Below are 23532 nucleotides of genomic sequence, written 5' to 3'. Positions count from 1 at the left end.
TCAACCTCAATCCCAACGCATCAACCCGTTACTCGGACGGGCTCCTAGTTGTTGACACGGGCGCCCTAAGAATCTGTACGCGAAATAATTACTTTCACACCCATGCTGATGACTGCCGCAGCATTGCGATCCGCCGATAAGTATTCTCGGCATCTCGAATCATTTCTTTACCGCTACAGCCTGGACTTCAACCTCCCGGTCAACGTCCATCGGCCCCTTCGAGCCTAACTTATTGATCTTTCAGCAAATTTATTTGCGTACAGCTTCTTAGCTGGCTGGCTTAACCCTTAGCCGCATCAGGTCTCCTGGCTGCTTTCCAGTGCTGAACGGGAGAAGATGACCCGATATTGTTGAAAAACTCGTTTCGGCGCTCGTTAGCGGATCTCAAACTACAAAGGATTGGGTCTGCGCGTCGCGATAGCCGCTACATATAGAGGCATTGAAGGGCATCAGAGACTTTTTCAACAAAATCGGCCGAGATCGGACTGCGTGGCACGTTTCACGCAATAGAAAAGCCCGCCCTAGTGCTTGCCGGGCGGGTTCGGGATAGTCGACGGCGCGGCGACAGGTTCACGTTCGGGGTCCGATCGCGAAACAGCTTCGCGATTAGACGCAGTTCGGTTACCTCCTTGGCGTCGTGCTCACTCCCAATCCTCCTGCGCCTTCCGACGCCCCGGAGAGCCGGTCGCGACGAGCGGCTTGCTGGTGTGGCCGATCTGACCGGGACCGACGGGGATCCTCGATGACACCGCTCGACCCGCCCGCTGGCCGTATCCGCGCGCAGAGATCCGGCCTATGCAGCCTGCGACAGCGGCACGATCTCGGCGCCGGCCTCCCTGATCGCCTGGACCACGATCCGTGCGAGCGTGACGGCGCCTGGCGTGTCGCTGTGCACCAGGATCGAGCTCGCATCGAGCCGGATCGTCCCTCCGTCGATCGTCTCGACGGTGCCGTCCTGCAGGAGCCGCGTGATGCGGGCCGCGATACGGTCCGGGTCGCGCACGACGGCCCCGGGCACGGCGCGCGGAACGAGGAGCCCTCTCGAGTCGTAGGCCCGATCCGCCAGGAAGGAGCGGATCACGCGCAGCCCGTGGCGCTCTGCGGCGCGCTCGGCCTCGGTATTCGGGAGTGCCAGGAAGATCAGGTCTCGGTCGAAGGTGCGGACCGCGCGCAGGAGCGCGTCGGCCACGTCCGCATCGACGAAGGACAGATTGCCGAGCGCCCCGTGGAAGTTCGCATGGGTGAGCCGCTGTCCCGCCGCGTCAGCGATCGCCTGAAGCGCCCCGAGCTGGTAGAGCGTCATCAACTCCAGTTCCCGGTGGTCGACGGCGATGTGGCGGCGCCCGAAGCCCTGCCGGTCGGCGTAACCGACATGCGCGCCGATTTCGACCCCCCGTGCCAGGGCCAGGCGCACGGTCCGGTCCATGACGACCGGATCGCCCGCATGGAACCCGCAGGCGATATTGGCGGATGAGACGAGGTCGAGCAGCGCCTCGTCATCCGCCGCCTTATAGGGGCCAAAGCCCTCGCCCAGGTCCGAATTGACGTCGATCTGCTTCATCGCGTGGGTCCCGTTGGCTGATGCACCGCAGGAGCGGCGGAGTATCGAGTGGTGCTGCCGGTGCGTCGGCCGGCGCGCGGCTTATGCGGAGGGCTGCGTGATTTCGAAGGCGACGAGGGGATCGCCGAAGCCGACCCGCGTTCCGTCGCGGATGAGCGTCTGGCCGATGCGGCCCGCGGCCGGGGCGACGACGGGAATGAGCAGGGGGCCCGCCACCACGAAGGCAACAACGCGTCCGCGGCTCACGGCTTCGCCCACCGCAATCTCCGGCTCGGCCCGGGCCGGATGGCGGGCATGGAAGGTGCCGCAGGCCGGCGAGACGATCGGCTGATCCGCCGGATCTGCCGGTCGGTCCGCCGATGGTGCCGCCGGCCGCGCCGCCAGCCGCAACACGAGGCGCAGGCCATCCGCCTCCCATTCCACCATTCTGATCCCCGCGCCGGCAGCGTGCTCGGCCAGGTCGCGGATCTCGTTCGCGTCCATTCACCACTCCGTTGCGCATCACAGGATGCCCATAGGGCTTGTCACACGACCTGGGTCGCCAGCTTCGCGAGGCGCGCGATGCGCGCGACATAGGCGGATTCCCGATGCAGCGCCGCCACCGCTTCCTCCTGGGTGGCACGCACGAACCGGAGCGTGCCGCCCAGCCGGAGCTGCGCGAGGCGCCGCAGATCCGCGGAAATCACCACGCCCATCTTCGGGTAGCCGCCGGCCGTATTCGCGTCGCTCATCTGGATCACCGGCTGCCCGGATGGCGGGACCTGGACCACGCCCGGCACGATCCCGTGCGACAGGAGCTCCCGCGCCTCTCGGGCGGCGAGGGTCGGGCCGGTGAGTCGGTAGCCGATGCGGTTGCTGTCCGGGTGGACCTGCCACGCCGCGCTCCAGAACGCCTCCTGCGCCTCGGGCATGAAGATGCCGTACTCCGCCGCCGGGATCACCCGCACGGCAGTTTCCGCTGCATCCAGCCCGTCACTCAGGACCAGCTCGGGCGGCAGGACGCCGAAACCGGCGGGCGGGAACCGCGCGGCCCGGCCGGCCTCCGGTTCCGGCGCCAGGCAGGGGATCCGGTCGCCCGGTGTGAGCTGGCGGCCTTGGTGGCCGCCGAAGCCGGCCTTGAGGTCGGTGCTGCGCGAGCCGAGCACCGCCGCGACATCGAGCCCGCCGGCGACCGCCAGATAGGCGCGCATGCCGGTGTGGGCCGGACCGGCGGCGAGGAGCTGCCCGGCCTCGGCCCGTCCGCACCACCAGGGCGGCAGGGGGATACCGTCGAGGGTCGCCCCGCAATCGGCGCCCGTCAGGGCGAAAGCCATGGCCTGCTCGAACCGCACCTGGAATGCACCGAGCGTGAACTCGATTCCCGCGCTTCCCGCATCGTTGCCGAGCAGGAGGTTGCCCACCAACAGGGCGAGCCGGTCCATCGCGCCGGACACCCCGACGCCGATCGCCCGGTGACCCCTCCGGCCGAGATCCTGGACGCTCGCCAGGGGGCCGGGCGCGACGATCTCGATCATGGCGCCGGCTCCTGCGCGACGAAGCGCACCCGGTCGCCGGGCGCAAGCAGGGTGGGAGGCTGTCCGGCCGGGTCAAACAGCGCGAGGGGGGTGCGGCCGATGATGTGCCAGCCCGATGGGGCGGTGCAGGGCATCACCCCGGCCTGGACGCCGCCGACGATGACCGAACCGGCCTCGACGGCCGTCCGCGGCGTGGGGCGCCGTGGCACGGCGAGCGCCGGATCAAGGCCGGCCAGATAGGCGAAGCCCGGCATGCTGCCGAGTGCGAACACGACGTAGGTCGCTGCGGCATGGCGGCGGACGTATTCCTCGGGCGAGAGGCCCGTGGCCGCGGCGACGGCGGAAAGATCCAGGCCGCCCGGGCCGCCATACACAACCGGGATCTCCACGAGCGCGCCGCAGGCGCGACCGGGCGGCGCGACCGCCCAGAGTGAGACGAGCGCCTCCTCCAGCGCCCCGGGTTCGGTGCCGAGCGCGTCGTAGAGGACCAGAAGGTTGTTCATGCCGACGACGGTCTCGGTGACGCCGGGCCGGGCCCGCACCGCCTCGGCAAGTTCCCAGAACCGCTCCTGGATCGCCTGGTCCAGCGGTCCGTCCACCTGACAGAGGAGCGCGCCGTCTCCCATCGCGCTGACACGCAGCCTCGGATCGTCAGCCGTCATCGGAATGCCTGTCGAGCCAGTCTTCGAGGTAGTGGATCCCGACCCCGCCCGCCGTGAAGCCCGGGTCGTCCATGATGGCGCGGTGCAGCGGCAGGTTCGTCGCGATCCCCTCCGCCACCACCTGGCGCAGCGCGCCGCGCATCCGGTGCAGCGCCTCGGCCCGGTCGGCCCCGTGGGCCAGCACCTTGGCGATCATCGAGTCGTAATGCGCCGGCACGGTGTAGCCGCTCTCCACATGGGTCTCGACGCGGATCCCGGGCCCGCCGGGCGCTCGCCAGCGCAGGATGCGGCCGGGAGAGGGGCGGAAGTCGAACGGGGTCTCGGCGTTGATGCGGCACTCGAGGGCGTGCCCGCGGCAGGCGATATTCTCTTGCCGGAAAGCCAGGGGCTCGCCAGCGGCGATGCGCAGCTGCGCCTCGACGATGTCGATGCCGGTGACGAGCTCCGTGACCGGATGCTCGACCTGCACCCGCGTGTTCATCTCGATGAAGAAGAGCTCGCCCGCCTCGTACAGGAACTCGAAGGTGCCCGCGCCGCGGTAGCCGATACGGCGGCACGCCTCGGCGCAGCGCGCGCCGACCGCGGCGATGAGGTCCCGCGGCACGCCCGGCGCCGGCGCCTCCTCGACCACCTTCTGATGCCGGCGCTGGAGCGAGCAGTCGCGCTCGCCGAGCCAGACGGCGTCGCCATGCGCGTCGGCAAGCACCTGGATCTCCACGTGCCGCGGCGCCTGGAGGAACTTCTCCATGTAGACGGTGGGGTTGCCGAAGGCCCGTCCTGCTTCCTCGCGCGTCGTGGCAACGGCTTCGGCGAGATCCTGCGCGGCCCGGACGACGCGCATGCCGCGTCCCCCGCCGCCGCCCGCCGCCTTGACGATCACCGGATAGCCGATGTCCTCGGCGAGCGCGCGGCAGGCGGCATCGTCCGGCAGCGGGCCGTCGCCGCCCGGCACGCAGGGCACGCCGGCCTCCCGCATCGCCCGCTTCGCCGCCACTTTGTCGCCCATCAGCCGGATGGCCGATGCGGGCGGGCCGACGAAGATCAAGCCCGCCGCCGCGACCGCCTCGGCGAAGGCGGCGCTCTCGGACAGGAAGCCGTAGCCGGGATGGATCGCCTCGGCCCCCGTCGCCTCCGCGGCCAGCAGCAGCCGCGGGATGCTCAAATAGCTGTCCCGCGAGGCAGCCGGCCCGATGCAGACGGCCTCGTCCGCCGTGTCGAGATAGGGCGCTCCCCGGTCGCCTTCCGAGTAGACCTGGACGCTTCTCACTCCGAGCAGGCGGCAGGCCCGCTGGATGCGCAGGGCGATCTCGCCACGGTTGGCGATCAGGAGCGTTTCGAACATCCTGGCCCGACCTCCGGTCTCTGCGCCGGCGCTCATGCGGCGAACGCGAACAGGGGATCGCCCGCCTGCACGCTCGTCGCGTTGTCGACGAACACACGGGCCACCACGCCGGCGCGATCCGCCGTGACCGGCGTCAGGGTCTTCATCGCCTCTACGAGCGCCAGGGTCCGTCCGGCCTCGACCGTCTCGCCGACGGTCACGAAGGGCGGTGCGCCCGGGGAGACCGACAGATAGACCGTTCCGGGCATCGGAGAAGTGACGATATGCTCCAGCGGGGCCACCGGCTCGGGCGGGGCCGCCGGGGACGGACTCTCCTGGGGGGCGGGGGAACCCGCTGCCGTGGGAGCGTCAGGACCCTTGACCAGGCGCAGACGTGTGCCAGGCTCCGACAGTTCGAGCTCGGCGATCGGCGACGCGGCCATGACGTCGATGAGGGCCTTGATCCTGGTGAGGTCCATCCCGTCTCTCACTCCTTTGCGGCGATCCGTACGCCGGCCCGGCTACGATGTGGGCCGCGCCATGGCGGCCGTGTCGGGGGCTGCGGCCGCGTCTGACGCGATCTCCTCGAGGCTCCGGCGGTTGGTCTCGACGCCGATCACGGCCATTGCGGCGGCCTGGAGCAGCAGGAGCAGGGCCACGACGGTCACGACCGCGAGCATGCCGCCGGCCTGCACGAGGAAGACGACGAGGAAGGGCGTCGCGATCGAGGTCAGGCGGCCGGCGGTTACCGCGAGGCTGGTGAGGCGCATGCGCACCTGCGTCGGGAACAGCTCCGGCAGGTAGCCGGCCTGAATCACCGAGACGAGGAAGTAGACGAGCGAGAACATCACGAAACCCAGCCCGGTGGCGAGCGCCTGCGAGCCGGCGAGCGCGAACAGCGGGCCGACGATGGCTGCCAGGACCGAGCCGCCGATGATGGCAGCCTTGCGGCCAATCCGGTCGCTCAGCAGGAAGGCCAGAAGGGCGCCGACCGGACCGCCGAACGACATCAGCACGGACTGCCCCAGCGACTGGTTGATCGGGATACCCTGCTGGAGCAGGAAGGTCGGCACCCAAGCGACGAAGCCGTAGATCGCCGCGCTCTGCACGATCTGCGTGAGGGCGCCGAGGGCGAGCGGCCGGCGAAAGCGGCGCTCGAACGGGCGGACCGGCCCAGCGACGGCCGGCGAGGCCGGCCCGGCGGGAGTGGGCGCGACGGCCGGGCTCGCGCCCGCCTCCGCTTCGATCGCCCGGACGATTGCTTCCGCTTCGGCCGTCCGGCCCTGCTCCTCCAGCCAGCGCGGCGACTCGGGGATGTTCTTGCGCATAACGAAGACGACGAGGCCGCCGATGCCGGCGATGACGAACATGGCGCGCCAGCCGAGCGTCGGGATGACAACCCAGCTCGTCAGCGTCGCGGCGAAGAGACCGAACTGCGCCATGCAGGACAGGAGGGCGGCCCAGCGCCCGCGATGCGACGGCGGAACAAACTCGCTCAGGAGACCGTAGCCGATGACGAGTTCGGCGCCGAGCCCGACCCCGGTCAGGAAGCGCGCGCCGATGAGCCAGGTGATGGACGGCGCGGCCGCGCAGGCCAGCGACGCGAGGCCGAACAGCGCGAGGTTGAACTGGTAGGTGAACTTTCGGCCGTAGCGGTCGCCGAGCACGCCGGCAAGGACGGAACCCAGCAGCATGCCGAAGGCCGTCGCGGACAGAAAGGTTGCGTTCTGGCCGATGCTCGACCAGCCGGTCTGGACCAGTGCGCCCAAGACCGAGTTGGCGAGGTAGATATCGAAGGCATCGAAGAAGAGCCCCGCCCCCACGAGCACCAGAAGGCGCTTGTGGAACGACCCGACCGGCAGGCGGTCGAGGCGCGTGGACGACGCGGGTGGACGATGTGGCAGGGACATGGGTGACCGTCTCCATCAAGGGGGCTGGTCCGCGGCGTGGCGTAGCGGGCCGGCAGGCAGGTCGCGGGCCTCAAGGCTCCGGACGGCTCGCGGCCCCGTTCATGCCCGGCCACAGTGCTGGCAGCGAGCGAGCAGCGATCCGTGAAGCATGTCACGGATTCCAGCAAGAATAAAACGACTTAATCTCATAATTTTTTATTCCGTCTGGGAATGCCAAGTCGCTGCCGCCCTTGGACGGCCTTCCGCTTAAGCCAGGCTCCGGCGGGTGCCGGCTTTCGGTTACGGGAAGAGGCCGCGCTTGCGCTTGCCGTCCCGGACCTTCTCGACGCCGATCGCCATCGCGGCCATGCGATGCGAGACGCCGTCCCGTTCGACGCGCTCCAGCACCTGGTGGAAGGCGCGGTCGAGGATTTGGTTCGCGCGGCGCTTGACCTCGTCTTCCTCCCAGAACAGCCGCTGGATGTCCTGCACCCACTCGAAGTAGCTGACGATCACGCCGCCCGAGTTGCACAGGATGTCCGGCAGCACGAACACGTCGCCCCGCGCATCCAGCACACCGTCCGCCTCCGGCGTCGTCGGCCCGTTGGCGCCCTCCGCCAGGATGCGGCACTTCAGCCGCGCCGCGACCTCGGCGTCGATGACGCGCTCCACGGCGGCGGGGATGAGGATGTCGCAGGGCTGGACCAGCAGCTCGGCGGGGTCGAAGGCCGCCTCGGTCGAGTAGCCGACGAGCACCCCGCGCCGGGCCACGTGCTCCTCGATCGCTGCAAGGTCGAGACCCTTGGGGTCGAAGTAGCAGGCGGTGTGGTCGCTCACGCCGAGGATCTTCACGCCCATCTCGGCGAGCGTCAGGGCCGAGACCGAGCCGACATTGCCGTAGCCCTGCACGATGGCTGTGGCGCCTTGCGGGCTGATCCCGAGACGCTCCAGGCTGCGCCCGACGAGATGGGCCACCCCGCGTCCGGTCGCCTCGCGGCGGCCCACGGTGCCGCCCACCGAGACCGGCTTGCCCGTGACCACCTCGGTGACGGTCTTGCCCTGGTACATCGAGTAGGTGTCCATGAACCACGCCATGACCTGCTCGTTGGTACCCATGTCGGGCGCCGGCACGTCGGTGTGGGGGCCGACGAACGGGATCATCTCCTGCATGTAGCGACGCGAGAGAGCTTCGAGCTCGCGCTTGGACAGGGAGTAGGGGTCGACCGCGATGCCGCCCTTGGCGCCGCCATAGGGTAGACCGGCGAGCGCGCATTTCCAGCTCATCCAGATCGCGAGCGCGGCGATCTCGCCGAGGTCGACGTTGGCAGCGTAGCGGGTGCCGCCCTTGGTGGGTCCGAAGGTCAGGTGGTGCTGCACCCGGTAGCCCTCGAAGACGGCGACCGTGCCGTCGTCGCGGTGGATCGGGCAGGCCACGGTGACGGCGCGCTTCGGCATCAGAATGCGCGGCCGCTCATGATGCGGGATCTCGATGTAGTCGGGGATGGTTTCGAACTGGCGATGAGCCATCTCGAACACAGGACCGCTGTAAGTAGACATAACGCTTCGCTCCCGATGCTGTTAATCAGGCCACACGATCAGGGATTTGATCGGTTTAGACCGAAGGTTAGTGCCGAATTTCCGCGAGGAACTTCTTTGCACGATTGGATTGAGGGGCCGTGAAGAAGCCCGTAGGCGTGCCAGTTTCTATGATCTCGCCATGATCCATGAACCAGATCTCGCTGCCTACGTCGCGGGCAAAGCCCATTTCGTGGGTTACGCAGACCATCGTCATTCCTTCGGCGGCCAGATCCTTCATGACCTGGAGCACCTCGCCAACCATCTCCGGATCGAGCGCGGATGTTGGCTCGTCGAACAACATGACCGGCGGTCGCATCGCGAGTGCCCGAGCGATGGCGACACGCTGCTGCTGCCCTCCCGAGAGGTGATGCGGGTAGCGGTCGATGCGCGCCCCGAGACCGACCCGTGTCAGGAGGCTCCTCGCCCGCTCTCGCGCTTCATCCCAAGACTGGCCGAGCACCCTGACCGGCGCCACGGCCACGTTGTCGAGTACGCTGAGGTGCGGAAATAAGTTGAACTGCTGGAATACGAAGCCGATGCGGCTGCGGATTTGGTTGACAGCCTTGCCGTGCGCGGCGTGAACATCGATGTCACCAACCATAATCCTTCCGTCGTTGATCGGCTCGAGCCGGTTGATCGTTCGGATGAGGGTCGATTTCCCGGAGCCTGATGGTCCGCAGACAACTACAACCGATCCTGCGGATACCTTGGCGTCGACATTCTTCAAGGCATGGTATGTGCCATACCACTTGTTGACCTTCTCGATCGTGATCATGCTGCCTCCATTGCCAGAACTGGAGCATTCCGCAGCTTCGTGGTGCGTCGCTCCAGAAGACGAGCGCCCGAAGTCAGGGTGGAGCATACGGCGAAGTAAATGACCGCCAATAGCATGAAAACTTCGAAAGGCCGTGTCAGAAGCTGACTGTTTAGTTGATTTGTGGCGAACGTCAGCTCCTGCACAGCGATGATGTAGCCCAGCGAAGTTTCCTTGATCGTGGAGACGAACTGGCTGACCATGCTGGGCAGCATGGTGTAGTAGACCTGCGGCAGCACGATATCGCGGGTGGTCTGCAGATAACCCATGCCGAGCGCCCGTGAGGCTTCGAACTGTCCCTTTGGCAAGGCCCGGATGCCAGCGCGCAGGATCTCGGAGAGATAGGCACTCTCGTAAAGGATCAGAGCGGCCAGGAGGGTCCAGAACCCAGGGATCGGCCGACCGATTAGCGCAGGCAGGGCGAAGTAGGCCCAGAACACCGCCATGACCGGTGGGAGGCCACGCACGACGTAAACCAGGACGGTGGCTGGCCACTGGAGAACCGCGTGGCCGCTCGTCCGCGCCAGAGCGATCAGGGTCCCGATAACGAAGGCTGCGGCGATGGCCGACACAGCGAGGATCAACGTCATCGCCAGGCCGCCGAGGGGGCCGTTCGGAAACTGTCCGATAAGCAGCAGCTGCCAGTTTGAGCGGGCAATGTCCAACATGATCAGCGCCTCGCAATGTCCAGGCGCCGGCCGAGAAGCGAGCCGACTGCCATGATGGTGAAGGACAGGATGAGGTACAGCGCCGTCGCGATCGCGAAGGCCTCGAACGTCCGGAACGTCGCGCTCTCGATTTCTCGCGTCCGGTAAGTCAGCTCCGCCACCCCGATCGCCATGGCGAGACTGGTGTTCTTGAAGAGCAGCAGGGTCTGGTTGACCAACGCGGGCAGCGAGACGCGCATCGCTTGCGGCAGCACAATCACCCGCATCGTCTCGGCATAGCCAAAGCCCAGGGACTGCGACGCTTCGTACTGACCCTTGGGAATGGCACGCAAACCGCTGCGTAGATCTTCGGAGATGTAGGCCGCCATACACAGTCCGATGGCGATGGCGGCGAACAAGAATTCGCTGTTGTGGTCGTTAACCCAATCGGCAATGGCATCCGGCAACAGTGCCGCGACGCCGAAGTACCAGAACAGGATGTGGACGAGCATCGGCACGTTGCGCTGGAACTCGACATAGGCCGCAATTGCCCATTCGACCCAGCGGTTGCCCGCGACCCGCACGACAGCCAGGAGTGTGCCGATGCCGAAGGCAATGCTGCCAGCCAGCAGTGTCAAGGCGAGGGAGAGCAGAAGGCCCCGCCAAATCCACGCCCCGCCATCGGCAGTGAGAACCCTCGAGAAATCAAGCGCGTAGCCCATACCCTCACCTCCCTTCCTCGCAGCCGCCCATCGTGTCCGCCAGCTCTACTAGAGCTGACGCCAACAGAAGGCACACCGTGCAGCGCGATTTCTTTTGTTTATACAGCAACTTAGCGAACGACCGCGTGGTGCGTTCGTCGGCGTCTGTGCACTAGCTGCGCGGCTCGATCTTGAATTCGCGGGTGAGATGGTAGGGCGAGTCCGCGCCGAGCCATTTCGTGAAGATGGCGGCAGCCTTGCCCGAGGCTTCGAGGTCTAAGAGCGCCTTGTTCACGGCGGCGAGCAGCGACTTCTCGCCCTTGCGCACGCCGATGCCCCAGGGCTCGCGCATCAGCGACGGCTCAAGGATCTCGAGGCCGGTCCCAGCCTGGCTGCGGAACTTCACCAGCATGATCTCGGAGGCCGCGAAGGCGGCAACCTTGCGCTGCTGCATCGCCAGAAAAGCGGCGGGAGCGTCCTGGAAGGTCACGGTCTGCGCGCTCGGGATGCTGTTCTTGACCGCCAATTCCGAGGTCGAGCCCTTGATCGCGCTGACGCGCTTGCCGCCGAGGTCGGAGGCGGCCTTGAACCCCTCAGCGTCCCGGGCGAGCAGCTTCTGCTGGCTCACGTAGTAGAAGTCGCTGTAGTCGATCTGCTCAGCGCGTTCGGGGGTGTAACCGAGATTGGCCGCCACCACGTCGACGCGTCCTTGGGACAGCTCAGGAATGCGGGCCTCGACGGCGACGAGCTTCAGCTCGAGCTTGACGCCAAGGGCATCAGCGATCGCCTTGCAGAAGTCGACGTCGTAGCCGGCGGTCTGGCGCGTCGTCAGATCCTGGAAGCTGAACGGCTCCGTGGTGCCGAGGGTGGCGCAGACCAACGTCCCGCGCTTCTTGATGTCATCGAGCTGGTCGGCCCGGGCCGAGACGGCTCCGAGCGAGAGGAGTGCCACAAGGCTGAGCGTCAGGGTCTTCATGATAGGGTCTCCCGAGGAGCGTGAGATCAGGCAAGGCTCTCGACAGCGCGCCGGAACTGCGCGCAACCGGCATCAATGGTGTCGAGCGAGGTGGCAAACGAGATGCGGATGTACGGGCTCAGGCCGTAGGAGCTGCCGTCGATCACCGCGACGCCGGCCTCCTGCAGGAGGAACAGCGACACATCGAGATCCGAATTGAGGGTAGTGCCATCCGACGTCCGCTTACCGAGCAGGCCGCTGACGTTCGGATAGACGTAGAAAGCGCCGGCAGGACGGGCGCAGGTGATGCCTGGAATGGCGTCGAGCAGGCCGACGATGCGATCCCGCCGGGTCTCGTAGATGGCGTTGGCCTCCCGAACGAAGCTCTGGTCACCGTTCAGGGCGGCGACCGCGGCGGCCTGACTCACCGAGGAGGGGCAGGTGGTGCTCTGGGAGAGCAGGAGGGTGATGGTTTCAATGAGCTTCAACGGGCCCGCGGCGTAGCCGATGCGCCAGCCCGTCATCGCGTAGGCTTTCGAGACGCCGTTGATGACGAGCGTCCGGCCGGCGAGCTGCGGCGCAACCCGGGTGAACGCCGCCGCGGTCTGACCGTCGTAGACGAAATGCTCATAGATCTCGTCGGTCATGAGCATCACCTGAGGGTGCTGCTCGAGCACGGCCGCGAGGGAGGCGATCTCCTCCGGCGTGTAGACGGCGCCTGAGGGGTTGTTGGGCGAATTGAGGACGAGCCACTTCGCCCTCGGTGTGATCGCTGATCCGAGCAGCGCGGGGGTAAGCTTGAACCCAGTCTCCTCACCAACCGGGACGATGACCGGGACGCCGCCGTTCACCACCGCCATATCAGGATAGGACACCCAGTAAGGCGTCGGAACGATCACTTCGTCACCTTCGTCAAGGGTGGCGGCGAAGGCAGCGTGGATCAGCTGCTTGGCGCCGCAGCCGACGACGACTTGGGCCTCCGTGAAATCGATCCCGTTCTCGCGGGCGAACTTGCCGACGATGGCCGCACGCAGCGCCTTCGTGCCGTTCGAGCTGGTGTAGCGGGTCTCGCCGCTCCGGGCTGCTTGGTAGGCAGCCTCGACGATGTGGGGCGGGGTATCGAAGTCGGACTCGCCGAGCGTGAAATCGATGATCTCGCGTCCCTCGGCGCGCAACTGAGTGACTAGCGCCCGGGCAGCGATGCTGGGCGACGGCTTGATGCTGGCCGGACGGCGAGCAATGACGATGTCGGTCATGATCTGCTTACCCCATGTCAAACCTGGATGCCCATGCCGTCGAGCAGTCCGTGCAGCCAGCTCTGGTGCGGTGCGCCTGCCTCGATCTCGGCCATGATGGCCTGCTCGGCGCGAAGCTTGGCGTTTGCGCCTGCGATAAGCGCGGGCAGCCGGTCTGGAGCGACGATGACGAGCCCGTCCTCGTCGCCGACGACCACATCGCCCGGATTGACGACCTGCCCGCCGATCGTGACCGGCACGTTGATGTGGGCCGGGCCTGACTTGTAGGGTCCGCGATGGACGGCACCCCGGGCGTAGCAGGGGAAGTCGCCGGCCACGAACGCCGCCACGTCCCGGATGGCGCCATCGATGACGAAGCCGGCACAGCCGCGCGAGACTGCGTAGGCCCGCATCAGGTCGCCGGCCAGCGCATTGTTCCGATCGCCACCGCCGTCGACGACGAGCACGTGGCCTGCCTGCATCAGGGTCATGGCCACATACATGCCGAGATTGTCACCTGGGCGGGTCTTGACGGTCAGCGCCGTGCCGACAAGCTTACCCCGCCCGTTGTAGCGAAGCAGGCCGGTAACCCCGACCAGACGATCCAAATTGTCGCTGAGAAGGGGTGTGGCCAACTCCCGAAGAGCCCTGTCATCGGACTTTGATAGGACGGGTGGAATGGCGCTGGAAACCAGCACTGGATTGGGCATCGCGCTAACCTCCGATGCCGTAGACATCTCATGTCGGACTTGTGGAAAAAAAGGGATTTAATTTACAATTTTGATATAAAAAAAACGAATAGCTCGTTGGAGGAGAGGCGGATATGCCGACGGTGAAGCAACTCGAGGCGCTGCGCTGGATTGCCGTGCTGGGAAGCTACGAGAAGGCGGCCGAGCGGCTGAATGCGACGCAATCGGCGGTGACGAAGCGGATCCAGGAGCTCGAAGCATCCCTGGGGACTGCTGTGTTCGACCGCAACCGGCGCGGCGCGCGCCTGACCGTCAAGGGGGAGGCGGTCTTCGCCCTGGCCGAAGAGTTGCTGAGCCTGCGAGACCAGATCGTCGCCGTTGGGTCGAGCCAAGCCGCTCCGATCCGTCAGCTCCGGTTCGGCGTAACGGAGCTGACGGCGTTGACGTGGCTGCCGGCCTTTGTCGCCGAGATCCGCGCGGCTTATCCGAACATCGTGCTGGAGCCGGAAGTCGAGCAGAGCTCTGATCTGTTTCAGCGCCTCCGGAACGGGACGGTGGATTTCATCGTCGTCCCGGACAGCCTGTGGCAACCGGGATTCAAGAGCGTGCCGCTGGCGAGCGTCCAGAATGCATGGATGTGCAGCCCCGCCCTGCTCCACGACCGCGGAATCGTACCGCTCAGTGAGCTCGGCCGGTTCAACATCCTGACGCAGGGCAACCGGTCGGGGTCCGGGCTCGTCTTCGGCAAATGGCTGGAAGAGTGCGGGGTCAAGTTTCCGCGCCTGCTCACCAGCAACAGCCTGATCGCGATGGTCGGGCTGACGATTGCGGAAATCGGGATTAGCTATCTGCCGCTTCGCTGCTTCGGGGGCCTGATCGAGCAGGGCAAGCTGCGGGTGATCGAGACCGACCCCCCGCTTCCTCCTGTCACCTACGTGGCAATGTTCCGCGGCGATGAGGCCGCTAACGTCATCAACGTCATCTCAAACATTAGCCGCGCGACCTGCGACTTCACCCGTCCGATCCGCTGGGCCTGAGGCGGTTGTACGAGGCCGGAACGTGAGGATGCTTTGGCACGCTGTTTCGCCACGGCGTGCGCGTGTCGTCGAAAGGCAGATTTGCAGAGGAGGTAGGCCCAGGCGCTCTCAGGTCGCGAACAAGCGACCTCCATTACGGATGTGGCCGCCGAAGCCAACGGCCTGGAGAGCTGCCCATACCGTGGCCTGGTTCGAGCTGATCACGGGACGCCGAAGACGCTTCTCTAGTTCCGGCACCGCCTCGAATGACCGCCAGGCCGTGCAGGAGCAAAAGAGGACATCCGCCTCAGGTGCGCAATGCCTCTCGCCGAAGGCGACGATGTTCTCAGGGTCCTGGTCATTGATGAAGCTGTGTCCGCCGGCGGCAGCAGACGGATCCCCGGCAACGCCCAGAATATTGAATCCCTCCGACGTGAAGTAATCCCTCAGGCGTCTGTTGGTCCATTCCGGATAGGGCGTGACCACCGAGATCGCCCGTCCGCCGACATGCCTCAGCGCCGCCGATACGGCTGGGCTCGTCGCCACCGCCGGCAGCCCTTTCCGCTCGATGCGCGTGATGACATCCGTATCCCAGCCCGCCCCCTTGTAGAAGCTACCCGAGGTGCAGGCATAGACCATCGCGTCGACATGCGCGGATGCCAAAGATTCAATGGCCTCGTCGAGATCCTGGTTCATGCGATCAAGGACGTCTTCGCCCATGACGCCATCCGGGATATGAAGCCTCTGTCCGTGGACGGACACGCCTGGCAGGTTCAACCGCTGGAAGTCGGCTTCGACGGCCGTGTTTGTGGAAGGGATGAGCAATCCGATCCGCTTGGTCCTGGGCATCGACGGTCTCCTATCGCGACATGTTGGGGGTCCGGGCCGTGCCCCCCGTCGTCGGCTTCGGGACGATGAACATCAACACGGCTCCGACCATCATGAAGACGCTGATAGCGAGCATGCCGATATTGGTGCTCTGGGTCGTCTCCCGGATCCAGCCGATCGCGAAGGGGCTGAGAAACCCGGCGAGGGAACCGAACGAATTTATGACGGCGATTCCCGCCGCAGCGCCGACCCCGGTCAGAAACAATGGCGGGAGGCTCCAGACGAGGGCCGACACGGTGTAGCACCCGGCCGCAGCGATGCAGAGCGCCACCATGGAGGCTGGAACGTTCCCGGTCAGGAACGTGCTCGCCGAAAGGCCGACACCGCCCACCAAGAATGCGATCGCGAGATGCCAGCGGCGCTCGTTCGTCCTATCCGAGTTCCAGGCACTCAGCAGCATGCACACAATGGCAACGCTGAATGGCACCGCGCTCAGCAGGCCGACGGTGAGAGGGTCCTTGGCACCGGCCTGAGCAATCAGAGTGGGCAGCCAGAACGACAGGCCGTACTGGCCCATGGCCTGACAAAAAACGACGATCGATAGAAGAACCACAATGCCGGACAGCACGCCCGCCCAGCCAGCGCGGCGCGGCGTCAGAGATTGGTCCTCATCCAAGTCGCGCTGGATGGCGGCCTTTTCTTCCACGGACAGCCAGGAGGATTTGTTCGGCGTGTCGTCAAGGTATGCGAGCACGAGCAGGCCAAGGGCCAATGAGGGGAGGGCCTCAACGAGGAAGAGCCACTGCCAGCCATGCAGTGAGAGGCTGCCATGGAGTGACGAGAGGATCCAGCCCGACAAGGGTCCGCCGAGCAACCCGGACAGCGGGATCGCGCAGATGAACAAAGCGATTACGCGTGCACGCCGGGCTGATGGGAACCAGTAAGTTAGGTATAGGATGACACCGGGATAGAACCCTGCTTCCGCTGCGCCAAGCAGGAAACGGAGAGTATAGAATTGCCACTCAGCTTGCACGAAGGCGAACGCACCTGAGATAAACGCCCAGAGTATCATAATACGCGAGAGCGTGGCACGCGCGCCAATTCGGTGCATCAGTACGTTACTTGGAGTCTCAAAGAGAAAATATCCGACGAAAAAAAGTCCTGCACCGAAGCCGTAGGCAGCCTCACCGATTCCGAGATCGTGAAGCATTGTCAGCTTCGCGAAGCCGACATTTACACGATCAAGGAATGCAGCAACATAGCACAACATCAAGAACGGCACGAGCCGCAAGCTTACTCTTCGGTAGGGGTCGGGCACGCTTGTCGGTGGAAAATTTGCAGCGGTATCAACGTTTCTAGCATGCATGTCGATCCCCTGAGCAGAATTCAATGGCGCCGTGATTTTAGCCCCTGCCTCCTGCATTCTTCCAGGGACTTAAATTGATAGCGTCTCATGACTTTTTTCGATCAGGCGGACCAGTAGTGATGGTCCCGATCAGCCAAAGTGGCGCTTCGCGTACCTTCGTGAATTCGGCTATGCGAACGCGATACCACTCCGCGGCGGCTGCCGGTCTGAGCTGGAGCGGGTGCGAGCTCGTAGACTGTGATCCATCGCGGCGTAGAAGGTCCGGTATCACAGGACGAGCAGTCACTCTCGGCGCGATCAGGGAATGTCGGCTTGTGTGGAGGGTTTCGGATGCCGGCCCGAGCGGGACCGGTCTGACGTGGCTGAGGGCCGGCGTCCGAAAGCCTCCAAGGAAGGAAACCGCGGAACACCAGGCTGCGCCCGCCGAACGAGCTATGGGGATTGAACGCGCTGTCCAGGCCGTCGGCGACGGCGGGCATGAGGCTGAAGCGGTGCCCGCAGCCTGCTGAATCGTGCTCGGGACTGACAGACAGCGGTCCCATCGCCTTCTCCGGGCGCCCCGCACAAAGCTCCCCGCGCCGGATCGGGCACGGCGGCACGAGCCAGGGCTTGTGCGTCCAAGCTGGGGAGGCGCACCGCAGGGCGGTCCAGCATCAGGCTCGCGTCCGGATGGGGGCTCATGAGGTGTCAATCCTGACCGCGCGGAGCGGAGGCAAGCGCGGGGTCTCGCCGCGGCGGAAGCGCTCGACGATGGACAGGCAGCCGCCGCAGCGGGGACAAGCCGGAGGAGCCGGCGGGGCGCGGGCAGGTTCGGGCTTGACCGGATCGTGAGACGTCCCCGAAGCGAGCAGAGCCCGGATCGTGGCGATGGCCCCAGCCCGCGTCCCGCGGGCGAACAGGCCGTCGTGGCGGATGCGGTGGAAGCCATCGGGCAGCACGTGCAGCAGGAAGCGGCGGATGAACTCGTCGGCCGACAGCGTCATACGCTTGATCCACTCACGCCCCCTCGCCCCAGCCCGGACGCGGTCATCCGTCCAGCGGACCGTGACCCCGTGCTCGTCCAGCCTCAGCAGCCGGCTGTTGGCGATCGCCACGCGATGCGTGTAGCCCGACAGGTAGGTGAGCACCGCCTCGGGGCCGGCCAGCGGCGGCTTGGCGTAGACCACCCATTCCGCGCGACGCAGCGGGGCCAGTAGGGCCGCGAAGGCCATCGGCTCGGCCAGACGAGACAGCTCAGCCCCGAAGGTGAGCCGGCCGGCGCGATGCGCTTGGCTCAGCCGGTCGAGGAACAGCCCGCGGAACAGGCGCGAGAGCACACGGACGGGCAGGAAGAAGCCGGGCCGGCAGGCGATCCAGCGCGCCCCGTCCGGGGACAGCCCGCCGCCGGGGACGATGACGGGCACGTGCGGATGATGGGTCATCGCCGAGCCCCAGGTGTGGAGCACGGCGGTCAACCCAATCCTCGCCCCGAGGTGCTTGGGGTCGGCCGCGAGGGTGAGCAGCGTGTCGGCGGCGGTCCGCAGCAGCAGGTGGTAGACCACGGCCTTGTTCTGGAACGCCACCCTGGCGATCGGCGCCGGCCGGCTGAAGACGACGTGGAAGTAGGCCACCGGCAGCAGGTCGGCCTGCTGCCGTTCCAGCCACGCCCGCGCGGTCTGCCCCTGACACTTCGGGCAGTGCCGGTTGCGGCAGGAGTTGGAGGAGACCTGGATCTGATCGCAGGCCTGGCAGCGTGCGACATGGCCGCCGAGCGCCGCGGTACGGCAGGCCCGGATCGCCGCAATGACCTTGCGCTGGCCGCGACTGAGGTGTCCGGCATGGGCCCGCAGGGAGGCCTCGCCATGCTGGTTGAGGACGTCGGCGAGTTCCAGGGCGGGGCGCGGCACGCGCCCCCCTCCTCAGACCGGCGGCACGTCCCTGGGCCGCAGCTGGCTCAGCGGGCTCGCGACGGCGCGCAGCGTCCTCGTGCCACGCGGGTGTAGAGCGCCGTGGTGTCGAGCTTCCTGTGGCCGAGCAGCACCTGGATGAGGCGGATGTCGATCTTCTGCTCCAGGAGATGCGTGGCGAAGCTGTGCCGCAAGGTGTGCATCGAGACGCGATCGAGACGCGCTTGTCGAGCCGGGCGCTGGCGGCGGCCGCATGGCAGGCGCGGTTGAGCTGGCGGACCGTGATCGGCTGACCGGGCTCCCGCCCCGGGAACAGCCAGCCGCGGGAGCGCGTCAGCTTCCACCAGTGCCGCAGCAGATCGAGCAGGTCGGGGGCGAGCATGACGAAGCGGTCCTTGCGGCCCTTACCCTGCTCGACCCGGATCAGCATGCGGGCGCTGTCGATGTCCGTGACCTTCAGGTTGGCGATCTCCGAGACGCGTAGGCCGCAGCCATAGGCGATACTGAGGGCGGCGCGGTCCTTCAGCCCCGGTGCGCAGCCGAGCAGGAGCGCCACCTCTTCGGGGCTGAGCACCACCGGCAGCCGCTCGGGCGAGCGGACGGTGGCGAGCCGGTCGCCGAAGCCGACCCAGCCGAGGGTGATGCCAAAGAAGAAGCGCAGGGCTGAGACGGCGGCGTTCATCGTGGCCGGGGATGCGCCCGGGGCGGCCCTGTGCAGCTGGAAGCGACGCAGGTCTTCTGGCTCGGCCTGATCGGGTGACTGACCGAGAAAGGCTGCGAAGGTTCTCACGGCGCGGATGGGGTCGGCCTGCGTCTTGGCACTGAAGTGCCGGATGGTCATGTCCTCGATCATGCGGCGGCGCAGCGGGCTGACGGCTTGGTTGCTCATGAGGGGCTCCTGTCCGAGACCAGGGGGGCCCCACGATCTTCAGACAAGCCTCTCCGGGCCGATCACGTCATCGGCATTGCCAAGCGCCCCTACCGCGGAAGCGGTTCAGTTCGCTGGCGCATAGCCGAACAGGCTGAGCTGATTACCCGCTCCCCTGGTCAAGGCGGATGCGCCCTTACCGGAGACTCACGGAGGCGGGTTCAACAGCATTCAGGTCAGGTCTGCGAGCGTCGCTCGAGCGTCCCGCATAAGCTGCCGGATCCAACGCCGAAGCGCCGTCACTTCCTTCGTCCTCAAGCCGTGCCGGAAGCGGCCATTCGCGCTGCCGCTAGGCGCGCCGCTTCCGACTGCGCCTCCGTGCATGCGGCATCGCGTCCGCCCCTTCACGGCCGGTGACCGGCAGGCCAACCCTTGTCTCGTCCGGGCACCGCATCGAGGCGCCAGGCGCATGGGCGAGGGCTCTTGGATCCGTTGCATGGGCTTGATGCTCCATTTCGATTGCCCCCCGCCCCCCTGGCGTTGCCGACACCGCCCCGACGATGGCCTGACCGCCGGCATAAACGTGCACGTGCTCGACGCGCACGGTCTGCTCTCCACCTCGGCGCAGCTTCGCGAGCGCCTCGGCCTGAGCGATTAGCGTACGCTGAAGCTTGGTCGCCAGCGTGCCAAAACGCTCCATCACGGCCGGGTCGGCTGCGCTCCTCGCCTGCCCGAGCATTGACATAGCGGCCTCGTTCGTCGCGACCATCTGGACGGCCAACATCGCCTCGACTTCGTCGCGCGGGCTGATGCCCGCGACTGCGGCCAGGCCGGCGTTGAGCTGCTGCGGCGTGGGGGCGCTCTTGCCCGGCTCGCGAACGGCTGCGCCGAGCCACCCGAGCATGTGGCGTGCAAAATTGTCCGACGCTGTGCCGAAAGTGTCGATCAAGCGGAGATACTGCCCGGCTTCGTCGGCATGGGGCGCGCCGAGCGATAGCTCGTTGCCCGGCTTGATTTCCAGCTCATAGGCGAGCGGTGCCGGACGCGCCTGGTGCCGCTTCCGGGCTCGCTCGATCGCCTGCTTCTCGTGCTTGGTGGGCTGCCGTGGAGAGGCTGGCTCGGTAGGGAGCTGCTTCGACATTGTGTGATCACCTCTGCCAATGTGAGGGCGCCAACCCGTCGCCGGCCGGCAGGGGCTCGTTCGGTCGGATCTCGGCCCAGGCCAGCGCCTCGGCCTCGCCCCTGGAAAGGCCGCCGTCGTGCTCCGCGATGGCGGCACGCTCCTCGAATTGCGCCCGCTCGTCGTCGCGGAGCACGAGCGCGAGGGGAGAGAGCGCCAGCAGGGGCGACAGATTTCCCGTTTTTCCTTCTATTTCCCGTTTTTGAGAGAGAGAACGGGAACGGTAAGTCTCTGCTTCTGCTGGCTTTTCCCGGAGTTCCCGGAGTTCCCGGACCTCATCATATGAGCCTCGCGCCCGCCCGCCCGCATGCACGCCTGCGCGCGCGTGCGCGCTCGCCAGAGCAGCTTCTTCTCTATTGAAACCCATGCCCTCCGTTTGGCCGCGGGAAATGCGGGAAGAGCGGGAAATTCCTTCTGTATCAGGCACTTCACCGTTCCCGGAGCCGTCCGGGTGTCCGGGAACTCCGGGAAGTGCGCGTTCCTGTCGAGGACTTAGCTCAGCCTGCAGGGCGCCGAACAGAGCGGAGAGGTCGATCACTGTCGCCTTCCATCGATGACGGCGAGCGCAGGTTCTTCCCTGGATTTCGACCTGAATTCGGAGCGAGGGAGCGCGTATGCCTTGAGCCTTCCGACGCGCGGCACGAAGTTCGTGAAGAAGCAATCTCGGGCCTTACGCTTGGCGATCAGGCCCCGCTGATCCAGAGCACGGCCGATCTCTATTTCCTTGAGCCCCCCGCCGCACGCCTCGACGATGCGCGTTGCCGGGATGTAGATCATGTGGTCATCAAACCAGGCGATCGCGTCCCGAGACCAGTTTTTGACCACATCCCCAGCGCTTCCCGGATCGGTCGGGTGAATGCCGGACCCCCATTTCTCGGCTATCCAATGCCGCAGGCTCTCGATCGCCCGCTCCTCCGGGTCGAGCGCTGTCGCGTCAGGCGAGCCCTGGAAGCGGTCCCACGCCCACCGGATCACGCGCCCCACGTCGAGGCTGTCCGGCAGAATCCCGAAGCTCTTCGCCAACGTTCCGGCCGTGCTCAGGATCGCGAACGGCAAGGCTGCCCTCACGCGCATCCCATCGGCGCCCGGGCCAGCAATCGCAGCGGCAGTCCTGTTGATGCCTTCGCGCAGCTCAGACGCCTGCCGGTGAAGCCCTTCGGCGACCATTGCCTCCACGAACGCGGGACCGGCATGTCCGAAATGTTGATTGATGCCATTGATCTCTGCCAAGGTGCGCTGGTCAACCATTCGGTTGACGCTGCTCACGTCGACGTCGGCTATTCGCACCGCCACGCCGCCTGGCGCTTCACCGCCATCTGCACGGATCCGCTCCTCGATCGACTTCTCCGAGCTGAGCAACACAAATGTCGACCAGGAACGAGTCTTCCGGATCGAGCCGTCGGCAGCCATTCGGAGCTTTCCGGCGCCTGATGCGAGGCCGTAGATAATCCTACTCAGCTCCTTGCCGCTGACATGTCCCAGCTCGTCGAGTGCGAGCACCGTGCCGCTCGCGCGCGGCAACCCCCTCCGTTGCGTTCGCGGTCGCGCGAGCACTCTGAAACAGATGGGGTGATTGGGGTCTTAGCCGAGGGTGGCTGCTCCGTTCGGGATGTTGGAACGTGGTCCGTGTTGAGCGGCCACAAGCATCGGGAAGGAGCAGCCGTGAAGTATTATGCCGGACTGGACGTTTCGCTGGAAGAGACCGCGATCTGCGTTGTCGACGATACGGGTCGGATCGTGCGGGAGGCGCGGGCGGCGAGTGAGCCTGGCGCGCTGGTGCAGGCGCTGAACCAGATCGGCCTGCCCCTGGAGCGCATCGGCCTGGAAGCGTGCTCGCTGACGGCCTGGCTGCACGACGGCCTGCGCGAGGCGGGCTTGCCGGCGATCTGCATCGAGACGCGCCAGGCCAATGCCGCGATGAAGACGATGCCCAACAAGACCGACCGCAACGACGCACGCGCCCTGGCGCAGATCATGCGGACGGGCTGGTTCCGGCAGGTCCATGTCAAGAGCCGTCAGTGCCGGCCGTGGCGTTCGCTGCTGGTGGCGCGCCGCACGGTGCTCAACGAGATGCGTTCGATCGAGAACGTGGTGCGGGGGATCCTGCGCGAAGCCGGGCTCAAGCTCGGCACGCCTGGCCGTGCAGCCTTCGCCGGCCGCGTACGCGAACTGGCCGAGGGCGTGCCCCTGATGACGCAGCTCGTCGAACCGCTCCTGGAGGTGCTGGCCAGCATGCTGACCGCACTCGCCGGCTTGACGAAGCAGGTCATGGATCTCGTCAAGAAAGAGGCGGTCTGCCAGCGGCTGATGAGCGTGCCGGGCGTCGGCCCCATCACCGCGCTTGCCTTCCGGGCGACGATCGACCGGCCCGACCGGTTCAGGCGCTCGCGCGACGTCGGCGCCCATCTCGGTCTGACGCCGGCGCGCTACCAGTCCGGCGAGACCGACATCCAGGGCAAGATCAGCCGTTGCGGCGACGAACTCGCGCGCACCGCGCTCTACGAGGCGGCGCATACGCTGCTGGTGCGGAGCCAGAAATGGTCGAGCCTGCGCGCCTGGGGGATGAAGATCGCCAGGCGTCGCGGCATGGCCCGCGCCCGCGTCGCGGTCGCCCGCAAGCTCGCCGTCATCCTCCATCGCATGTGGAGCGACGGCACCGCGTTCCGCTGGGGTAAGGAGCCCGCAGAGGGTGCCACGCTCGCAGGATGACGCCGTCACCGCGAAACAGGAGGGCAAAACACCACGCATGAACCCGAAAGGGTGAACCGGATCGTTCCCGTGGGGACGATGGGCCTGGCGATCTCGTTGAGAGTCCAGAACCT

23 protein-coding genes and 1 pseudogene are annotated in these 23532 nt (G+C 66.5%); 2 read left to right on the top strand and 22 right to left on the bottom strand.

The features are described 5' to 3' along the window. Positions 1–793 precede the first annotated feature (793 nt). The 14 genes from MNOD_RS04365 to MNOD_RS04300 form a co-directional block, all read right to left on the bottom strand. Positions 794–1561, bottom strand: a complete 768-nt coding sequence (locus tag MNOD_RS04365) for a LamB/YcsF family protein (protein WP_015927626.1) — start codon at positions 1559–1561, stop codon at positions 794–796. Positions 1562–1642: 81 nt separating this feature from the next. Continuing rightward, complete coding sequence (locus MNOD_RS04360) at positions 1643–2044, bottom strand: acetyl-CoA carboxylase biotin carboxyl carrier protein (RefSeq protein ID WP_015927625.1); 402 nt, start codon at positions 2042–2044, stop codon at positions 1643–1645. A gap of 41 nt (positions 2045–2085) precedes the next feature. Continuing rightward, on the bottom strand, positions 2086–3075 hold the full coding sequence (locus MNOD_RS04355) for a 5-oxoprolinase subunit C family protein (RefSeq protein ID WP_015927624.1): 990 nt from the start codon (positions 3073–3075) through the stop codon (positions 2086–2088). After that, a complete protein-coding gene (gene pxpB / locus MNOD_RS04350) occupies positions 3072–3737 on the bottom strand; it encodes a 5-oxoprolinase subunit PxpB (RefSeq protein WP_015927623.1) in 666 nt (221 codons plus the stop codon). Before pxpB ends, MNOD_RS04355 begins: the two co-directional genes overlap by 4 nt. Further along, on the bottom strand, positions 3727–5079 hold the full coding sequence (gene accC, locus MNOD_RS04345) for an acetyl-CoA carboxylase biotin carboxylase subunit (protein ID WP_015927622.1): 1353 nt from the start codon (positions 5077–5079) through the stop codon (positions 3727–3729). The genes pxpB and accC overlap by 11 nt, the downstream gene beginning before the upstream one ends. Before the next feature lie 32 nt (positions 5080–5111). Then, positions 5112–5537, bottom strand: a complete 426-nt coding sequence (locus tag MNOD_RS04340) for an acetyl-CoA carboxylase biotin carboxyl carrier protein (RefSeq protein WP_015927621.1) — start codon at positions 5535–5537, stop codon at positions 5112–5114. Positions 5538–5579: 42 nt separating this feature from the next. Then, positions 5580–6968 (bottom strand): MFS transporter, encoded by a 1389-nt coding sequence (locus tag MNOD_RS04335; protein ID WP_015927620.1) that lies wholly within the window; start codon positions 6966–6968, stop codon positions 5580–5582. A 279-nt stretch (positions 6969–7247) separates the two neighbouring features. Next, positions 7248–8504, bottom strand: coding sequence for a Glu/Leu/Phe/Val family dehydrogenase (locus MNOD_RS04330; protein WP_015927619.1), 1257 nt, complete (start codon positions 8502–8504; stop codon positions 7248–7250). 67 nt (positions 8505–8571) lie between these two features. Then, entirely contained in the window at positions 8572–9300 is a 729-nt protein-coding gene (locus MNOD_RS04325; protein WP_015927618.1) for an amino acid ABC transporter ATP-binding protein, read from the bottom strand. Then, the gene (locus MNOD_RS04320; RefSeq protein WP_015927617.1) at positions 9297–10007 is read right to left on the bottom strand and encodes an amino acid ABC transporter permease; all 711 of its coding nucleotides are present in this window, start codon (positions 10005–10007) and stop codon (positions 9297–9299) included. The genes MNOD_RS04325 and MNOD_RS04320 overlap by 4 nt, the downstream gene beginning before the upstream one ends. Before the next feature lie 2 nt (positions 10008–10009). Continuing rightward, the gene (locus tag MNOD_RS04315) at positions 10010–10708 is read right to left on the bottom strand and encodes an amino acid ABC transporter permease (protein WP_015927616.1); all 699 of its coding nucleotides are present in this window, start codon (positions 10706–10708) and stop codon (positions 10010–10012) included. 151 nt (positions 10709–10859) lie between these two features. After that, positions 10860–11663 (bottom strand): ABC transporter substrate-binding protein, encoded by an 804-nt coding sequence (locus tag MNOD_RS04310; RefSeq protein ID WP_015927615.1) that lies wholly within the window; start codon positions 11661–11663, stop codon positions 10860–10862. A gap of 26 nt (positions 11664–11689) precedes the next feature. Beyond that, positions 11690–12898, bottom strand: coding sequence for an aminotransferase class I/II-fold pyridoxal phosphate-dependent enzyme (locus tag MNOD_RS04305; protein ID WP_015927614.1), 1209 nt, complete (start codon positions 12896–12898; stop codon positions 11690–11692). Positions 12899–12915: 17 nt separating this feature from the next. Beyond that, entirely contained in the window at positions 12916–13587 is a 672-nt protein-coding gene (locus MNOD_RS04300) for an RraA family protein (protein ID WP_015927613.1), read from the bottom strand. Positions 13588–13700: 113 nt separating this feature from the next. On the opposite strand from MNOD_RS04300, the gene MNOD_RS04295 reads away from it, so the two are divergent. Continuing rightward, a complete protein-coding gene (locus MNOD_RS04295) occupies positions 13701–14603 on the top strand; it encodes a LysR family transcriptional regulator (RefSeq protein WP_015927612.1) in 903 nt (300 codons plus the stop codon). 108 nt (positions 14604–14711) lie between these two features. Here the strand turns inward: MNOD_RS04295 and MNOD_RS04290 are convergent, their stop codons facing one another. The 8 genes and pseudogenes from MNOD_RS04290 to MNOD_RS04260 all read right to left on the bottom strand — a co-directional run bounded on the left by MNOD_RS04290 (position 14712) and on the right by MNOD_RS04260 (position 22210). Next, a complete protein-coding gene (locus MNOD_RS04290; RefSeq protein WP_015927611.1) occupies positions 14712–15431 on the bottom strand; it encodes a maleate cis-trans isomerase family protein in 720 nt (239 codons plus the stop codon). Between the two features lie 10 nt (positions 15432–15441). Then, positions 15442–16692 carry an MFS transporter gene (locus MNOD_RS04285; protein WP_244424764.1) on the bottom strand — a complete coding sequence of 417 codons (1251 nt, stop codon included), beginning with the start codon at positions 16690–16692 and terminating at the stop codon, positions 15442–15444. Positions 16693–17453: 761 nt separating this feature from the next. Further along, positions 17454–18662, bottom strand: coding sequence for an IS91-like element ISMno23 family transposase (locus MNOD_RS04280; protein ID WP_015927609.1), 1209 nt, complete (start codon positions 18660–18662; stop codon positions 17454–17456). 12 nt (positions 18663–18674) lie between these two features. Next, a pseudogene (locus MNOD_RS50495) lies at positions 18675–19551 on the bottom strand (tyrosine-type recombinase/integrase). 210 nt (positions 19552–19761) lie between these two features. Then, the gene (locus tag MNOD_RS49885; RefSeq protein WP_280113447.1) at positions 19762–19938 is read right to left on the bottom strand and encodes a hypothetical protein; all 177 of its coding nucleotides are present in this window, start codon (positions 19936–19938) and stop codon (positions 19762–19764) included. Beyond that, complete coding sequence (locus tag MNOD_RS04270; protein ID WP_015927608.1) at positions 19880–20671, bottom strand: hypothetical protein; 792 nt, start codon at positions 20669–20671, stop codon at positions 19880–19882. Before MNOD_RS04270 ends, MNOD_RS49885 begins: the two co-directional genes overlap by 59 nt. 7 nt (positions 20672–20678) lie before the next feature. Further along, positions 20679–21248 carry a hypothetical protein gene (locus MNOD_RS46085; RefSeq protein WP_157091379.1) on the bottom strand — a complete coding sequence of 190 codons (570 nt, stop codon included), beginning with the start codon at positions 21246–21248 and terminating at the stop codon, positions 20679–20681. After that, complete coding sequence (locus MNOD_RS04260; protein WP_198157579.1) at positions 21245–22210, bottom strand: DUF927 domain-containing protein; 966 nt, start codon at positions 22208–22210, stop codon at positions 21245–21247. Before MNOD_RS04260 ends, MNOD_RS46085 begins: the two co-directional genes overlap by 4 nt. A 162-nt stretch (positions 22211–22372) precedes the next feature. Here MNOD_RS04260 and MNOD_RS04255 point away from each other — a divergent pair, with 162 nt between their 5' ends. After that, positions 22373–23419, top strand: a complete 1047-nt coding sequence (locus tag MNOD_RS04255; protein ID WP_012631168.1) for an IS110-like element ISMno22 family transposase — start codon at positions 22373–22375, stop codon at positions 23417–23419. Positions 23420–23532: the final 113 nt, after the last annotated feature.

This window comes from Methylobacterium nodulans ORS 2060 (genome assembly GCF_000022085.1).
Lineage (GTDB): Bacteria > Pseudomonadota > Alphaproteobacteria > Rhizobiales > Beijerinckiaceae > Methylobacterium > Methylobacterium nodulans.
Note: the sequence above shows the minus strand (reverse complement) of the source record. Positions and strands in the feature narration are given on the sequence as shown.

Excerpts from the sequence above, each read along its gene's own strand:
- MNOD_RS04305 (WP_015927614.1), bottom strand. The coding sequence starts at position 12,898 with ATGACCGACATCGTCATTGCTCGCCGTCCGGCCAGCATCAAGCCGTCG.
- MNOD_RS04270 (WP_015927608.1), bottom strand. The coding sequence starts at position 20,671 with ATGTCGAAGCAGCTCCCTACCGAGCCAGCCTCTCCACGGCAGCCCACC.
- MNOD_RS04330 (WP_015927619.1), bottom strand. The coding sequence starts at position 8,504 with ATGTCTACTTACAGCGGTCCTGTGTTCGAGATGGCTCATCGCCAGTTC.
- MNOD_RS04365 (WP_015927626.1), bottom strand. The coding sequence starts at position 1,561 with ATGAAGCAGATCGACGTCAATTCGGACCTGGGCGAGGGCTTTGGCCCC.
- MNOD_RS04320 (WP_015927617.1), bottom strand. The coding sequence starts at position 10,007 with ATGTTGGACATTGCCCGCTCAAACTGGCAGCTGCTGCTTATCGGACAG.
- MNOD_RS04310 (WP_015927615.1), bottom strand. The coding sequence starts at position 11,663 with ATGAAGACCCTGACGCTCAGCCTTGTGGCACTCCTCTCGCTCGGAGCC.
- MNOD_RS04300 (WP_015927613.1), bottom strand. The coding sequence starts at position 13,587 with ATGCCCAATCCAGTGCTGGTTTCCAGCGCCATTCCACCCGTCCTATCA.
- MNOD_RS04295 (WP_015927612.1), top strand. The coding sequence starts at position 13,701 with ATGCCGACGGTGAAGCAACTCGAGGCGCTGCGCTGGATTGCCGTGCTG.
- accC (WP_015927622.1), bottom strand. The coding sequence starts at position 5,079 with ATGTTCGAAACGCTCCTGATCGCCAACCGTGGCGAGATCGCCCTGCGC.
- MNOD_RS04315 (WP_015927616.1), bottom strand. The coding sequence starts at position 10,708 with ATGGGCTACGCGCTTGATTTCTCGAGGGTTCTCACTGCCGATGGCGGG.
- MNOD_RS04355 (WP_015927624.1), bottom strand. The coding sequence starts at position 3,075 with ATGATCGAGATCGTCGCGCCCGGCCCCCTGGCGAGCGTCCAGGATCTC.
- MNOD_RS04340 (WP_015927621.1), bottom strand. The coding sequence starts at position 5,537 with ATGGACCTCACCAGGATCAAGGCCCTCATCGACGTCATGGCCGCGTCG.
- MNOD_RS04290 (WP_015927611.1), bottom strand. The coding sequence starts at position 15,431 with ATGCCCAGGACCAAGCGGATCGGATTGCTCATCCCTTCCACAAACACG.
- MNOD_RS04335 (WP_015927620.1), bottom strand. The coding sequence starts at position 6,968 with ATGTCCCTGCCACATCGTCCACCCGCGTCGTCCACGCGCCTCGACCGC.
- pxpB (WP_015927623.1), bottom strand. The coding sequence starts at position 3,737 with ATGACGGCTGACGATCCGAGGCTGCGTGTCAGCGCGATGGGAGACGGC.
- MNOD_RS04360 (WP_015927625.1), bottom strand. The coding sequence starts at position 2,044 with ATGGACGCGAACGAGATCCGCGACCTGGCCGAGCACGCTGCCGGCGCG.
- MNOD_RS04325 (WP_015927618.1), bottom strand. The coding sequence starts at position 9,300 with ATGATCACGATCGAGAAGGTCAACAAGTGGTATGGCACATACCATGCC.